The 13,789-nt window shown below is 63.6% G+C and carries 14 protein-coding genes; 6 read left to right on the plus strand and 8 right to left on the minus strand.

All coding sequences use genetic code 11. The annotated features are described in order from the left end of the window. Positions 1-663 precede the first annotated feature (663 nt). The 6 genes from P6U23_RS01850 (at position 664) to P6U23_RS01875 (ending at position 6,276) form a co-directional block, all read left to right on the plus strand. Positions 664-1,224, plus strand: coding sequence for a F0F1 ATP synthase subunit delta (locus tag P6U23_RS01850; RefSeq protein WP_407177922.1), 561 nt, complete (start codon positions 664-666; stop codon positions 1,222-1,224). Beyond that, positions 1,224-2,753 carry a F0F1 ATP synthase subunit alpha gene (gene atpA / locus P6U23_RS01855; RefSeq protein WP_407177923.1) on the plus strand — a complete coding sequence of 510 codons (1,530 nt, stop codon included), beginning with the start codon at positions 1,224-1,226 and terminating at the stop codon, positions 2,751-2,753. Before P6U23_RS01850 ends, atpA begins: the two co-directional genes overlap by 1 nt. 189 nt (positions 2,754-2,942) lie before the next feature. After that, positions 2,943-3,821 (plus strand): F0F1 ATP synthase subunit gamma, encoded by an 879-nt coding sequence (locus tag P6U23_RS01860; RefSeq protein WP_407177924.1) that lies wholly within the window; start codon positions 2,943-2,945, stop codon positions 3,819-3,821. A gap of 31 nt (positions 3,822-3,852) precedes the next feature. Next, positions 3,853-4,254: an organic hydroperoxide resistance protein gene (locus P6U23_RS01865; RefSeq protein WP_407177925.1), complete on the plus strand. Its 402-nt coding sequence runs from the start codon at positions 3,853-3,855 to the stop codon at positions 4,252-4,254. 26 nt (positions 4,255-4,280) lie between these two features. Beyond that, positions 4,281-5,723: a F0F1 ATP synthase subunit beta gene (gene atpD, locus P6U23_RS01870; protein ID WP_407177926.1), complete on the plus strand. Its 1,443-nt coding sequence runs from the start codon at positions 4,281-4,283 to the stop codon at positions 5,721-5,723. A 145-nt stretch (positions 5,724-5,868) separates the two neighbouring features. Next, entirely contained in the window at positions 5,869-6,276 is a 408-nt protein-coding gene (locus P6U23_RS01875) for a F0F1 ATP synthase subunit epsilon (RefSeq protein ID WP_024511444.1), read from the plus strand. A 255-nt stretch (positions 6,277-6,531) separates the two neighbouring features. On the opposite strand, the gene P6U23_RS01880 is transcribed toward P6U23_RS01875, so the two are convergent. The 8 genes from P6U23_RS01880 to P6U23_RS01915 form a co-directional block, all read right to left on the minus strand. Continuing rightward, a complete protein-coding gene (locus P6U23_RS01880) occupies positions 6,532-7,032 on the minus strand; it encodes an RNA pyrophosphohydrolase (RefSeq protein WP_407177927.1) in 501 nt (166 codons plus the stop codon). A gap of 213 nt (positions 7,033-7,245) precedes the next feature. Continuing rightward, on the minus strand, positions 7,246-7,752 hold the full coding sequence (locus P6U23_RS01885) for an RNA pyrophosphohydrolase (protein WP_407177928.1): 507 nt from the start codon (positions 7,750-7,752) through the stop codon (positions 7,246-7,248). Between the two features lie 235 nt (positions 7,753-7,987). Further along, positions 7,988-9,196, minus strand: a complete 1,209-nt coding sequence (locus P6U23_RS01890) for a divergent polysaccharide deacetylase family protein (RefSeq protein ID WP_407177929.1) — start codon at positions 9,194-9,196, stop codon at positions 7,988-7,990. A 164-nt stretch (positions 9,197-9,360) separates the two neighbouring features. Then, complete coding sequence (locus tag P6U23_RS01895) at positions 9,361-10,731, minus strand: S41 family peptidase (RefSeq protein WP_407177930.1); 1,371 nt, start codon at positions 10,729-10,731, stop codon at positions 9,361-9,363. Beyond that, a complete protein-coding gene (locus tag P6U23_RS01900) occupies positions 10,728-12,086 on the minus strand; it encodes a murein hydrolase activator EnvC family protein (RefSeq protein WP_407177931.1) in 1,359 nt (452 codons plus the stop codon). Before P6U23_RS01900 ends, P6U23_RS01895 begins: the two co-directional genes overlap by 4 nt. A gap of 27 nt (positions 12,087-12,113) precedes the next feature. Next, complete coding sequence (gene rlmH / locus P6U23_RS01905; RefSeq protein WP_407177932.1) at positions 12,114-12,596, minus strand: 23S rRNA (pseudouridine(1915)-N(3))-methyltransferase RlmH; 483 nt, start codon at positions 12,594-12,596, stop codon at positions 12,114-12,116. 50 nt (positions 12,597-12,646) lie between these two features. Next, entirely contained in the window at positions 12,647-13,003 is a 357-nt protein-coding gene (gene rsfS, locus P6U23_RS01910; RefSeq protein WP_407177933.1) for a ribosome silencing factor, read from the minus strand. A 212-nt stretch (positions 13,004-13,215) separates the two neighbouring features. Further along, positions 13,216-13,788: a nicotinate-nucleotide adenylyltransferase gene (locus tag P6U23_RS01915; protein ID WP_407181749.1), complete on the minus strand. Its 573-nt coding sequence runs from the start codon at positions 13,786-13,788 to the stop codon at positions 13,216-13,218. Position 13,789: the final 1 nt, after the last annotated feature.

Here is a 13,789-nt window from a genome sequence, read left to right on the forward strand (position 1 = left end):
AGTCCCTTTGGCAGAAGTATTGCCACACGTGTGGCAAGTGGTACCCCCATCTCGTTGTGGAGACGGCGCCGTTTCACGGGTCAATGAGGCGTGAATTGGGCAGTAAACCTGATTTATCTCAGGCTGAAATATCTCGTTACCGATTCAGATCATCAACAAAGGTTCCGTAACACGGTTCGTTAACCAACAATTAACCTTTTTAATACTTACGAATACTGGCGAATACAGTTGTCGCCAGTTGTCGCCGCGCTGCGGCAAGTAAAAACCGAGTTAAGGCCGAACGCTGGTCGGCGGCGGTTCCTTGCGCTGAGCTCATGCGGCTATGCGCCGCGCCGAGGAACAAAGGGCAGTCATGCCTCCCGGACATTTGGATTCTGGGCAGACGGCGAGGGCGACGCTTCTGCCAAATTTCGCGTGAGAGAATTCGCCCGCGAAGTTGCGGCTAAAACACGAGCAGCAAGCGCGTTTGCGGCGGCCCAGTCATGTTGCACCTGCGCCCCTGCTATGTTAGCAAAGCCGCGATTTTTGACGGTCCCGGTGCTCTCGCGTGCCGGGTAAAAAATCGAAGTCCCGCTTGAATTCCAAGGGCTTGGATCGCTAGGCGCCGCGTTTTGCGGCGACGGTTTTTCCCTTGCGAGTTTGACAGCTAAAAGAGCTAAGTCTGTGGCTGCTGAAGATCCGACTGTTTCGGGAGTGTCTGGCCGTTACGCAACGGCCCTGTTCGAATTGGCCCGCGATGAAAAGGCCATTGATACGGTCCTGCTCGATCTCGACAAATTCAACTCTATGCTCGAGCAGAGTGCTGACCTCAGGCGGCTCGTGCGGAGCCCGGTCTTTTCGGCCGATATCCAGCTCTCGGCGCTCACGGCCGTGCTCAATCAGGCCGGGATTTCGGGCATCTCCGCTAATTTCCTCAAAGTGCTCACCACCAATCGTCGCCTGTTCGCGGTCGCCGACGTGATCCGCGCCTTCCGCGCGCTGGTTGCCAAGTTCAAGGGCGAGGCCAGCGCCGAAGTCACGGTGGCGGAGGCGCTGAGCGAAAAGAATCTCGACGCGCTCAAATCGGCACTGAAGTCAGTGACCGGCAAGGACGTCGCCCTCAATGTGAAAGTCGATCCCGCGATCATCGGCGGTCTTGTCGTCAAGCTCGGCAGCCGCATGATCGACAGTTCGCTTCGCACCAAACTCAATTCGATTAAGCACGCGATGAAAGAGGCAGGCTGATGGACATCCGCGCCGCGGAAATTTCCGCGATCCTCAAAGATCAGATCAAGAATTTCGGCCAGGAAGCCGAGGTCTCCGAAGTCGGGCAGGTGTTGTCCGTCGGTGACGGTATCGCCCGCGTCTACGGCCTCGACAACGTCCAGGCCGGCGAGATGGTCGAGTTCGAGAACGGCACCCGCGGCATGGCGCTCAATCTCGAGAGCGACAACGTCGGTATCGTGATCTTCGGCGCCGACCGCGAGATCAAGGAAGGCCAGACGGTGAAGCGCACCCGCGCCATCGTCGACACGCCGGTCGGCAAGGGTCTGCTCGGCCGCGTCGTCGACGCGCTCGGCAATCCGATCGACGGCAAAGGGCCGATCCAGGCGACCGAGCGCCGCCGCGTCGACGTCAAGGCGCCAGGCATCATTCCGCGCAAGTCGGTGCACGAGCCGATGGCGACCGGCCTGAAGGCGATCGACGCCCTGATCCCGATCGGCCGCGGCCAGCGCGAGTTGATCATCGGCGACCGCCAGACCGGCAAGACCGCGATCGCGCTCGACGCCATCCTGAACCAGAAGCCGCTGAACGCGACCGGTGACGAGAAGATCAAGCTCTACTGCGTCTATGTCGCGATCGGCCAGAAGCGCTCCACCGTCGCGCAGTTCGTGAAGGTGCTGGAAGAGCAGGGCGCGCTGGAATATTCCATCGTGGTTGCGGCCACCGCCTCCGATCCAGCGCCGATGCAGTACATCGCGCCGTTCACCGGCTGCACCATGGGCGAATATTTCCGCGACAACGGCATGCATGCCGTGATCATTTATGACGACTTGTCCAAGCAGGCCGTCGCTTACCGCCAGATGTCGCTGTTGCTGCGCCGCCCGCCGGGCCGCGAAGCCTATCCGGGCGACGTGTTCTATCTGCATTCGCGCCTGCTCGAGCGCGCCGCCAAGCTCAACGACGAGAAGGGCGCTGGCTCGCTGACCGCGCTGCCCGTGATCGAGACCCAGGCCAACGACGTCTCGGCCTACATTCCGACCAACGTGATTTCGATCACCGACGGCCAGATCTTCCTGGAGACCGACCTGTTCTTCCAGGGCATCCGGCCTGCCGTGAACGTCGGTCTGTCGGTGTCGCGCGTCGGCTCGTCGGCGCAGACCAAGGCCATGAAGAAGGTCGCCGGCAAGATCAAGGGCGAGCTCGCGCAGTACCGCGAAATGGCGGCGTTCGCGCAGTTCGGCAGCGACCTCGACGCCACGACGCAGCGCCTGCTCAACCGCGGCTCGCGCCTCACCGAGCTCCTGAAGCAGCCGCAGTTCTCGCCGCTGAAGATGGAAGAGCAGGTGTGCGTGATCTGGGCCGGCACCAACGGCTATCTCGATCCGCTGCCGGTCAACAAGGTGCGCGCCTTCGAGGACGGCCTGCTCTCGCTCCTGCGCGGCAAGCACGCCGACCTGCTCAACACCATCCGCGACACCCGTGATCTCTCGGATGAGAGCGCGGCCAAGCTGAAGACCGCGGTGGAGGGGTACGCGAAATCGTTCGCGTGACGCCGGCATGGCCGGGCTGGTCCCGCCTGCGGGGCCGAAGTCTCTTCGGCGAGGCGAACGTCCGGCCACCCACGGTCCGCTGGCCGTGGCGACAGAAATAAGACGTGGATGCTCGGCGCAAGGCCGGGCATGGCGCGGCAAAGAATAGCGGGCCGGGCCCGAACGGGTTCGGCGGGGTGAGAACGAAGAATGGCATCACTGAAAGACATGCGGGTGCGCATCGCCTCCACCAAGGCGACGCAGAAGATCACCAAGGCCATGCAGATGGTTGCCGCGTCGAAATTGCGGCGCGCCCAGAGCGCAGCCGAATCCGCGCGCCCCTATGCCGAAAAGATGGAGGCGGTGATCGCCAATATCGCCAGCGCGGCCGCAGGCTCGCCCGGCGCGCCGCCGCTGCTCGCGGGCACCGGCAGGGATCAGGTGCACCTGCTCTTGGTGTGCACCGGCGAGCGCGGTCTGTCCGGCGCATTCAACTCCTCGATCGTCCGGCTCGCGCGCGAGCGGGCCCAAGCCCTGATGAACGAGGGCAAAGAGGTCAAGTTCTTCTGCGTCGGCCGCAAGGGTTATGAGCAGCTTCGCCGCCAATACGAGAAGCAGATCGTCGAGCACATGGATTTGCGCAGCGTGCGCCAGCTCGCCTTCTCCAACGCCGACGACATCGCCAGGAAGGTGATCGCGCGTTTCGAGGCTGGCGAGTTCGACGTTTGCACGTTGTTCTATTCGCGCTTCAGGTCTGTCATCGCGCAGGTTCCGACCGCGCAACAGATCATTCCGCTGGTGATCGAGGCGCCGGCCAATGGCGGTGCGGCGGCGACGGCCTATGAATACGAGCCGGCGGAAGACGAGATTCTGCCGCGCCTCTTGCCACGCAATCTCGCCGTGCAAGTTTTTCGCGCGCTCTTGGAGAACAACGCCTCGTTCTACGGCGCGCAGATGACGGCGATGGATAACGCCACCCGCAATGCGGGCGAGATGATCCGCAAACAGACGCTGATTTATAACCGCACGCGCCAGGCCATGATCACCAAGGAGCTGATCGAGATCATCTCCGGCGCCGAGGCGGTCTAACAACAGGTTGCACTAACCAAGGGAGCACGACATGGCATACGTCACATCGGCTACCACCAAGGGCGGACGCAACGGCCGCTCCATGCTCGATTCCGGCGGATTGGCGCTAGCGATGGCGCTGCCGAAGGAATTGGGCGGCGCCGGCGACGGGCACAATCCCGAGCAGCTATTCGCGCTCGGCTATTCCGCCTGCTTCGGTCAGGCGATCCTCGTGCTTGCCAAGAAGCATGACGTCGACGGCCAGGCGGCCAAGGTCACGGCCGACGTCACCTTGAACACCGACGGCGGCTTTTCGCTTGCGGTCGAATTGAAGGTTTCCATTCCGGGCGCCGACAAGGCCAAGGTCCAGGCGCTGGTCGACGAAGCCCACACCATCTGCCCGTATTCGAAGGCAACCAAAGGCAACATTCCGGTCAAGTTGACCGTGGTCTAATATTTCGGTTCGAAGGAGATAGTTGAATGGCTACACCAGCCACCCAGGTCGGTCGCATCACGCAGGTCATGGGCGCCGTCGTCGACGTGCAGTTCGAAGGCCACCTGCCGGCGATTCTGAACTCGCTGGAAACCCAGAACCAGGGCAGCCGCCTCGTGCTCGAAGTCGCCCAGCATCTCGGTGAGTCCACCGTGCGCACGATCGCGATGGATGCGACCGAAGGTCTGGTCCGTGGCCAGGAAGTCACCGATACCGGTCGACCCATCGCCGTGCCGGTCGGCGACGGCACGCTCGGGCGCATCATGAACGTGGTCGGCGAGCCCGTCGATGAAGCTGGTCCGATCAAGGCCGTCGAACTGCGCGCCATCCATCAGCCAGCGCCCGAATACACCGAGCAGTCGACCGAAGCGGAAATTCTCGTCACCGGCATCAAGGTCGTGGACCTGCTCGCGCCTTACGCCAAGGGCGGCAAGATCGGCCTGTTCGGCGGCGCGGGCGTCGGCAAGACCGTGCTGATTCAGGAGCTGATCAACAACGTCGCCAAGGCGCACGGCGGCTATTCGGTGTTCGCCGGCGTCGGCGAGCGGACCCGTGAAGGCAACGACCTCTATCACGAGTTCATCGAATCCAAGGTCAACGCCGATCCGCGTCATCCCGACCCGAACGTGAAATCGAAATGCGCGCTGGTGTACGGCCAGATGAACGAGCCGCCGGGCGCCCGCGCCCGCGTCGGCCTCACCGGGCTGACGGTCGCCGAATATTTCCGCGACCAGGGCCAGGACGTGCTGTTCTTCGTCGACAACATCTTCCGCTTCACCCAGGCCGGCTCGGAAGTGTCGGCGCTGCTCGGCCGTATCCCTTCCGCGGTGGGTTACCAGCCGACGCTCGCCACCGACATGGGCGCGCTGCAGGAGCGCATCACCACGACCACCAAGGGCTCGATCACCTCGGTGCAGGCGATCTACGTGCCGGCCGACGACTTGACCGACCCGGCGCCCGCGACCTCGTTTGCGCACTTGGACGCCACCACGGTGTTGTCGCGCGCGATTTCGGAAAAGGGCATCTATCCGGCCGTGGACCCGCTCGACTCCACCTCGCGCATGCTCTCTCCGCTGGTCGTCGGCGAGGAGCACTACACCACCGCGCGCATGGTCCAGCAGATCCTGCAGCGCTACAAGTCGCTGCAGGACATCATCGCCATTCTCGGCATGGACGAATTGTCGGAAGAGGACAAGCTGACAGTGGCGCGCGCCCGCAAGATCGAGCGCTTCCTGTCGCAGCCGTTCCACGTCGCCGAAGTCTTCACGGGATCGCCGGGCAAGTTCGTCGAACTCGCCGACACCATCAAGGGCTTCCGCGGCCTGTGTGAGGGCAAATACGACCACCTGCCGGAAGCCGCCTTCTACATGGTCGGCACCATCGAAGAGGCGGTCGAGAAGGGCAAGAGGCTGGCTGCCGAGGCGGCCTAAGATTCGAGCTCATCATTAGCCGGGCAGAAGCGCCAAGCGCGTCTTTGGGCTAGCTGCCCGGCAATCCAACTGCAGAGCAACGTTTTCGATTGATGGACCTGTGGGTCAAGCCCGCGGGTGACAATCGAAAGAGAGCGGAAAGACCATGGCCACGTTCCACTTCGATCTTGTCTCGCCGGAAAAGATTGCGTTCTCGGGCGAGGTCGACCAGGTCGATATCCCCGGCGCAGAGGGTGATTTCGGCGTGCTTGCGGGACATGCGCCGGTGGTCGCGGCGATCCGGCCGGGCATCCTCACCGTGACGACCGGAACCGCGCACCAGAAGATCATCGTGCTTGGTGGTCTTGCCGAGATGTCCGAAAGGGGTCTCACCGTGCTCGCCGATGTCGCCACCTCGCTCGAGGAACTCGATCGCGCCCGCTTTGCCGAGACGATCGCGGAGATGGAGGAGGGGCTGAAGGAGAAGCAGGGCTCCGAGCTCGACCAGGCGATCGAACGGCTCGATCACTTCCGGAGCATCCAGAACGAGCTCAACACCACCGCGATGCATTAAGGTCCGTCTCTAGGACAAAGCCCTCTCAGACCCTCAACCTGAGGTGCCCGCGAAAGCGAGCCCTTGAAGGGACGACAGCCCGGCTCTTGCGGCGAGATCCCCCTCATCCGTCGATGCGGGCGGAGCCTGTCATCGGGCTGCACTTCGCGCGGACCTCCGTGGCTCGCGTCTCCAGCGATAAACGGCAGAGCCCTTCGCGCGGGGATGACGGGTCCAAGATGGTGGCGCGGTTCGAAATGGTCGCGCGCTTTTTTCCTACGCCGCGAACGTCGCGAATTGTCGCGCCACTTCGCGATAGACGTTGCGTCGGAAGGGCACGACGAGCTCGGGGATACGCTCCAGTCGCTCCCAGCGCCAGGAATCGAACTCGGCCGGCTGGCCATTGCGCACCGTGAGCGGATCGATATCGCTGTCGTCGCCTGTAAAGCGGAGCGCGAACCATTTTTGCCGCTGGCCGCGGAACTTGCCGAGCCGGTGCGGCGGTCCCTCATAGGGCGGAAACTCGTAAATGAGCCAGTCGGTGGTCTCGCCGAGATAATGGGCGCTGCTCACGCCGGTCTCTTCCCACAGCTCGCGCGCGGCGGCCGCGCGCAGATCTTCGCCCTCCTCGACGCCGCCCTGCGGCATCTGCCACTCAAGGCCCGGCAGGATGATTTCAGGTCCATCGTCGCGAAAGCGGCGACAGATCAGGACGAGACCACCTGCATTGAACAGGGCGATTCCGACGTTGGAACGATAGGCTTGATCGATGGACACTGGGAGCTCACCCGGCTGTCATGCCGGGCGGTGCGGAAGCACCGACCCGGACTCACATCGTCATTTCGGAGCGGCCCGATCGAGCCGAACCCGGAATCTCGAGATTCTCAGATGTGCAATTGCACATCAAAGTTCGATGCTGTCGCATCGCCCTGGAATGACTGTCGGCTCCGGGTTCGCTCTCGCGAGCGCCTCGGAATGACCCCGCAAGTCCTAACCAGTCTCTGCCAGCGAAGCAAATTCCTGCACCACCCGTTCGTAGACCGGGCGCTTGAACGGAATGATCAGTTGCGGAAGATTCCGCATCGGTTCCCAACGCCAGCTCACGAATTCGGATTTGTGGCCGTCTCCGGGATGCTGGACGTTGATCTCGCTGTCCTTCCCGGTGAAACGCATTGCGAACCACTTCTGGCGCTGGCCGCGGTAGCGGCCCTTCCAGGCGCGGCCCGCGACCGTGCGCGGAATATCGTAGGTGAGCCATTCGCCGATTTCGGCGAGCTTTTCGACCGAGCGGACGCTCGTTTCCTCGTACAGCTCGCGTTTGGCCGCCTCCCAGGTGTCCTCGCCGGGATCGACACCGCCTTGCGGCATCTGCCAGACGTGGGTTTCATCGACATGCTCGATGCCGCCGGCGCGGCGACCTATGAAAACCTGCCCGTCCTTGTTGATCAGCATCATGCCGACGCAATCCCGGTAGGGTAGGTCTTCATAGCGCGTCATGGCGTCACTCACCTCTCTGTCGCGCTTGGGGCCGGTTCGGCCCCAAGGCGCGGCCAGCGGGCGAGCGCCCGCCAATGGACCATCGGTGAGATCATGATCCGATTGAATGGAATCGGATCACGATCTCATCTCTCAGCTTGAGCATGATCGTCGCGGGAACGCGGTTCGCCGTTGTCGCGAGGGAAAACCGCATTCCACTTTGCGCCAATGCAGCCCTCCCGATCGGGATCATGCTCTAGCTCGATTTTGATTTCAGCATCGCCGTTGTCAATGGCACCAGCATCACGCCGTGGCCGTCCAGGCTCTTGATCCAATTGCCGATCCGCTCGATCGAGACCGGCAGCGCAGACGCGGTGCCTATGGCGTAACCGCGCGCCTTGGCGATCTCTTCCAGCTTGGCCAGCGCGCGGTCGATCTCGCCCGAGGTCGGCACCGCATCGATGGTGAGGTCGCCCTTGCCAAAGGGCACGGCTTGCGCGGTCGCGATCGCTGACGCCACGCTGCGCGGCGCCGCGCCGTCGTCGAAAAAGCCAAGGCCCCGCTTGGCGGCTTCGCGCAGGATCGGCTGCATCACCGAATCGGTCGCGACGAAACGCGCGCCCATGAAATTGGCGATGCCGGCATAGCCCTGCAGGCGGCTCAAATGCCAATAGAGCCGGTCGAGATTCTGCTCAGGTCCGAGCGTCGTGAGCAAGGTCTGCGGTCCCGGATCATTGTCGGGATAATCGTAAGGCTCCATCGGTATCTGCAGCAGGATCTCATGACGCTGCGCGCGGGCCCGCTCGGCGAGCTTGCCGGGATCGGCGCCGTAGGGCGTGAAGGCGAGCGTGACCGCGCCCGGCAGCTTCATGATCGCATCGGTGGTCTTTGCCGCGCCGACGCCGAGCCCGCCGATCACGATCGAGACCACCGGCATCTTGGCCGCCTTGGCCCGATCGGCGTCGGCCGCGTAGACTGTGAACGGCTTGAGCCCGTCGGCGACCACCGGAATCATGCCATAGCGGGATTTTTCCAGGAGCCGCGGATCGATGCCGGTCATGGCCGGCGCGGCGTCGCTCTGAGCCTTGTCAGGGCCTTCCCCGGGGATCACCACATCATGCCGGGCGCCGCTCGAGCCATCGATGATGGTGATCGTCTTCTGCTCGCCGCTTGCGTTCTCGCTTGCCGGAGCTTTTGCGACTTGCTCGGGCCCTGCGCTCGAGGACGCCGGCGGTTTTTCCGCGGCGGCGTTGTTTGCGCTGCCCTGGGGTAGCGCGATGTGGGCGACCGGCTCGCCGCCGAGCGGATCGTCGTTGAAGATGGCAAAGCCGGCGAAGGCGAGGAGAAACAGGCCCAGCAGCACCGCGAGCGCCTGAGTTGCCGTGAACGGTAGCCGCAATCGGCGTCTGCGGCGCGCCGTGTTTTGTCCAAGCGGGGCGCTCAGATCGTCAACCGTCTCTGCCATGAAGCTTCCCGAATCAGTCGAAGCGACGATACCACGGCAGGGCAAGGCCGCATCACCCCGGGGCTGGAGCCTGGCGCGCCTCCTCGCGCCTGTTGCCGTTCTCCGGCCGCAGCAAAAAGGGCGGCCTTGCGGGCCGCCCTTCTCGAAATCAATGCTTTAGCGGATCAGTTGGCCGCCGGCTTGTCGGCCGCGGTCTTGTTGTCGCTGGGCGACGGTGGGGCAGTCCTTGCGCTGACCGTGCTCTCCGTGGACTTGATTCCGTGCAGGAGGTCATCGGCCATCTTCAGCGCCTTGTCGTCCTTGGCGTCCGGCGGGACGTAGGATTGCGAGCCGGTCTTCTCGTCGCCATCGGATTTCAGATGCCCGCGCAGCGAGGCTTCGCCCTTGGTATCGGTCCGCGACTTCAGCTCGTCCGGCACGTCCTGCAGCACCTCGATGTCGGGAACGATGCCTTTGGCCTGGATCGATTTGCCCGACGGCGTGTAGTAGCGGGCTGTAGTCAGGCGCAGCGCGCCATTGCCGCTGCCGAGCGGAATGATCGTCTGCACCGAGCCCTTGCCGAAGGAGCGGGTGCCGACCAGCGTGGCACGCTTGTGGTCCTGCAAGGCGCCGGCAACGATTTCGGAAGCCGAGGCCGAGCCGCCGTTGATCAGCACGATCACCGGCTTGCCCTTGGTCAGGTCGCCCGGATGGGCGGAACGGCGCTGGGTTTCCTCCGGGTTGCGGCCGCGGGTGGAAACGATCTCGCCGCGCTCCAGGAACGCGTCGGAGACGGTGACGGCCTCTTCGAGCAGGCCGCCCGGATTGTTGCGCAGGTCGAGGATATAGCCCTTCATCTTGTCGCCGAGCTGGTTCTGCAGGTCGGCAATGCTCTTCTTCAGGCCGTCGGTGGTCTGCTCGTTGAAGGTGGTGATGCGGATGTAGCCGATGTCATCGGCCTCGACCCGCGAGCGGACCGAGCGAACGCGGATGTTGTCGCGCATCAGGGTGACATCGATCGGATTGTCGACGCCCTTGCGGATGATCTTGAGCTTGATCTTGGTGTTGACCGGCCCGCGCATCTTCTCAACCGCCTGGTTGAGGGTGAGGCCCTGCACCTGCTCGTCGTCGAGCTGGGTGATGATGTCATTGGCGAGGATGCCCGCCCGTGATGCGGGCGTGTCGTCGATCGGCGAGACCACCTTGATCAGGCCGTCTTCCATCGTAACCTCGATGCCGAGCCCGCCGAACTCGCCGCGGGTCTGCACCTGCATGTCGCGGAAGCTCTTGGCGTCCATGTAGCTCGAGTGCGGATCGAGGCCGGAGAGCATGCCGCTGATCGCGGACTCCACGAGCTTGCTGTCGTCGGGCTTCTCGACATAGTCGCTGCGCACCCGCTCGAACACGTCGCCGAACAGGTTGAGCTGGCGATAGGTGTCGGCGGTCGCCGCCCTCGCGCTCGATCCCATCAGCACCGCGCGCGGCTGGGTCACGAACAACGTCAATGCCGCGCCAGTGGCAGCGCTGAGGAGAACTACTGAAGTCTTGCGCATCATCCGCGAACCTTTTCGCCTTCTTTTGCGACCCACCATGGGCCTGGATCAATTGGAGTGCCGTCCTTACGGAACTCGACGTAGAGCACGGGTTGACTCACGTTGGGTGCGAAAATCGACGCCACCTGGGACGTCGTCCCCATGGTCGCGACCGGCTCCCCTGTCAGAACAAACTGCCCGATATTGACCGAAATGCGCTCCATCCCGGCGATCAGCACATGATATCCGCCCCCGGCATTGAGGATCAAGAGTTGACCGTAGGAGCGGAATGGCCCGGCATAAACCACCCAGCCGTCGCACGGCGTCGTGACCTGCGCGCCCGGCCGTGTCGCCAAAGAAATGCCTTTTTCTACGCCGCCGGCTCCATCGGAACTGCCATATTCGCGAATCTTGGTGCCGTTCACCGGAAATGCCAATAGGCCCTTGGTCGAGGCGAAGGCAATGGCCGGGCTGGTCCGCTTGGGGTTTTTCAGCGCGGCCGGGTCGGGCGCTCCGCCCGGCGTGCCCTGCTGGTTGGCGGACGCGGCTGCCTTGGCGGCGGCCTTGACCTCCTGCTCCATCTTCGCGATCAGCCCCTGCAGGCTGTCGACCTGCTTGGCGAGCGTGATCGCGCGGGCGCTCTCGGCCTCCATGTCCTTTTCCATCGTCGCCTGCTGGCGCTGGCGTTCGTCGATCAGCGCCGCAAGCCGCGTCTGGTCGTTCTTCAGCTTGTCGCGGTCGCTTGCGAGCTGATCGCGTTCGCTCGCGATCGACTTGCGGACGGCGACGAGATCGCCGAGTTCGCCGGCCAGTCTTTCGGCGCGGGTACGCAGTTCCGGCACGACGGCGCCCAGCAGGATCGCGGTGCGCAGCGACTGCAGCGCGTCCTCGGGACGGACGAGCAGCGCCGGCGGCGCGCGTCGGCCTGCGCGTTGCAGGGCGGCGAGCACTTCGACGATCTCGGAGCGGCGCGAATCGAGCGAGCCGCGGATCTGCTGCTCGCGCCCGTCCAGCGAATGCAGCCGCGTCTCCGCGTCGGCCATGCGCCCCTCGAGCTCGCGCACCTGCGCGGCGCTGTCGATCAGTTGCTGGGTGAGCTTGCTGCGGTCCTGGCCGATGGCGGCGATATCGGCCTTGAGCTTGGCCTGCGTCTCGGCCGCGCGGCTTTGCTCGACCCTGGCAGCCTCGAGTTCCTGCTCGCGCTGCTTGATCGCATCGGGAGATACGGCGGCGGTTTGGGACGCCGGCGCCGGCGTCTGCGCCGCTGCAGGCAGCGGGTTGATCAGTCCAGACAACAACAGGAAAGACAGCGGCAGCGAGGCGACGGCACCGCGACGAGCGGTGTCATGATGGGAAGCAAAGGGCCGCGCGCGCTGCATAAGTTCCGAAAGCCGTTGTGGCGCGTCTTACGCGCGATGGTAAGGATGTCCCGACAAAATGGTCGCCGCCCGGTAAAGCTGCTCGAGAAGCATCACCCGTACCATTTGATGCGGCCAAGTCGCGGCCCCGAACGCCATCTTGAGTTTTCTCCTGGCGCTCAATTCGGGCGAAAGTCCGTCCGCGCCGCCGATCACAAACGCTGTGCTCGGAACAGATTGGTCGCGCCAATGGGACAAGCGAACCGCCAAGCCTTGACTATCGATATTCTCCCCCCGTTCGTCGAGGGTGACAAGTACGGAGTTTTCCGGGATGGCCGCGGCGATCGCGGCGGCTTCCTCGGCGACGCGCGCCGCCGCCTCGCGGGCGCGGCTTTCGGGAATCTCATGAATGTCGAGGCCGCGGAAGCCGAGCTTGCGGCCGATATCGTCGAAGCGTTTCCGGTAGCGCTCGGCAAGCTCGCGCTCCGGACCCTGTTTCAGCCGGCCGACGGCAATGACAATCATCCGCATGCGCGCGAGGCTAACACGCGCACCAGCCGATTCGAAATCGGCTCGACCAGCTAGATGACCTTCGCCCCCGACGGCCCCTGCGTCCACAATCGCTCGAGATTGTAGAACTCACGGACCTCCGGTCTGAACACGTGCAGGATCACATCGCCGGAATCGATCAGCACCCAATCGCAATTGGGCAAGCCTTCGACATGGATGTTCTTGATGCCGGTTTCCTTCAGGGCCTTGGCCACATTCTCCGCGATCGCACCGACGTGCCGGTTGGCCCGGCCGGAGGTGATGATCATGTAGTCGGAATATGCCGATTTGCCGCGAAGGTCGATGGTGACCGTCTCTTCCGCCTTCATATCATCGAGGCGGGAGAGGATCGTCTTCAGCGTCTTGTCGGCGTCAGGTTGCGCCGTCAAGGCCGCAGCTTGGGTCGATGTTTTACGCGCGGTTCGTTGAGCCTTGGGTAAAACAGGCTTGGACAATACAGGTGTCGCCAGGGACCATTCCTTTCGCTGTATCGCGGGAGACCGAATCCGAAGCTCCCGCCTTCATATTACCCATGTGGGGTTAAGGGTTTCAATATGCCAGTGTCGCCAACCCCGCGTGCGACACCGTATCCTGCTTTCTCTTACTTCCAGGTCCCATCCGGGTTCCGCAGGCCCGTCGAGGACAGTTTGAGCTTCATACCGGTGAGGAAAACCCAGGCCGGCGGGCGCCGATCGGCGAGCCGGCTCGCTTCGCTTTCGGGCAGGCGGTAGCGCGCCAAGGCTTGCGCTGCGGGTGCGGCCAATGCGCGGAAACTTTGTGGCGGTCGATCGATCACCGCGATCGGTATTTGGCTCGCGATGCGCTGCCAATTCTGCCAGCGATGGAATTGCGCGAGGTTGTCGGCGCCCATGATCCATACGAAACGCACAGCGGAAGCGCGGCGGCGCAGGAAATTGATCGTGTCGTCAGTGTAGCGCGTTCCGATGACGGATTCGAGACAGCTCACCTGGATGCGCGGATCGTCAGCGATGGCGCGCGCGGCATCGAGGCGCGCCTGCAGATTGGCTTGCGCGCGCTGATCCTTGAGCGGGTTTCCCGGCGTTACCAGCCACCAGACGCGATCCAGTCGCAAGCGCTTCAGCGCGAACTCACTGATGGCGCGATGCGCGAGATGCGGCGGATTGAACGAGCCGCCGAGCAGACCAATGCGCATG

The organism is Bradyrhizobium sp. STM 3562, assembly GCF_045571435.1.
Lineage (GTDB): Bacteria > Pseudomonadota > Alphaproteobacteria > Rhizobiales > Xanthobacteraceae > Bradyrhizobium.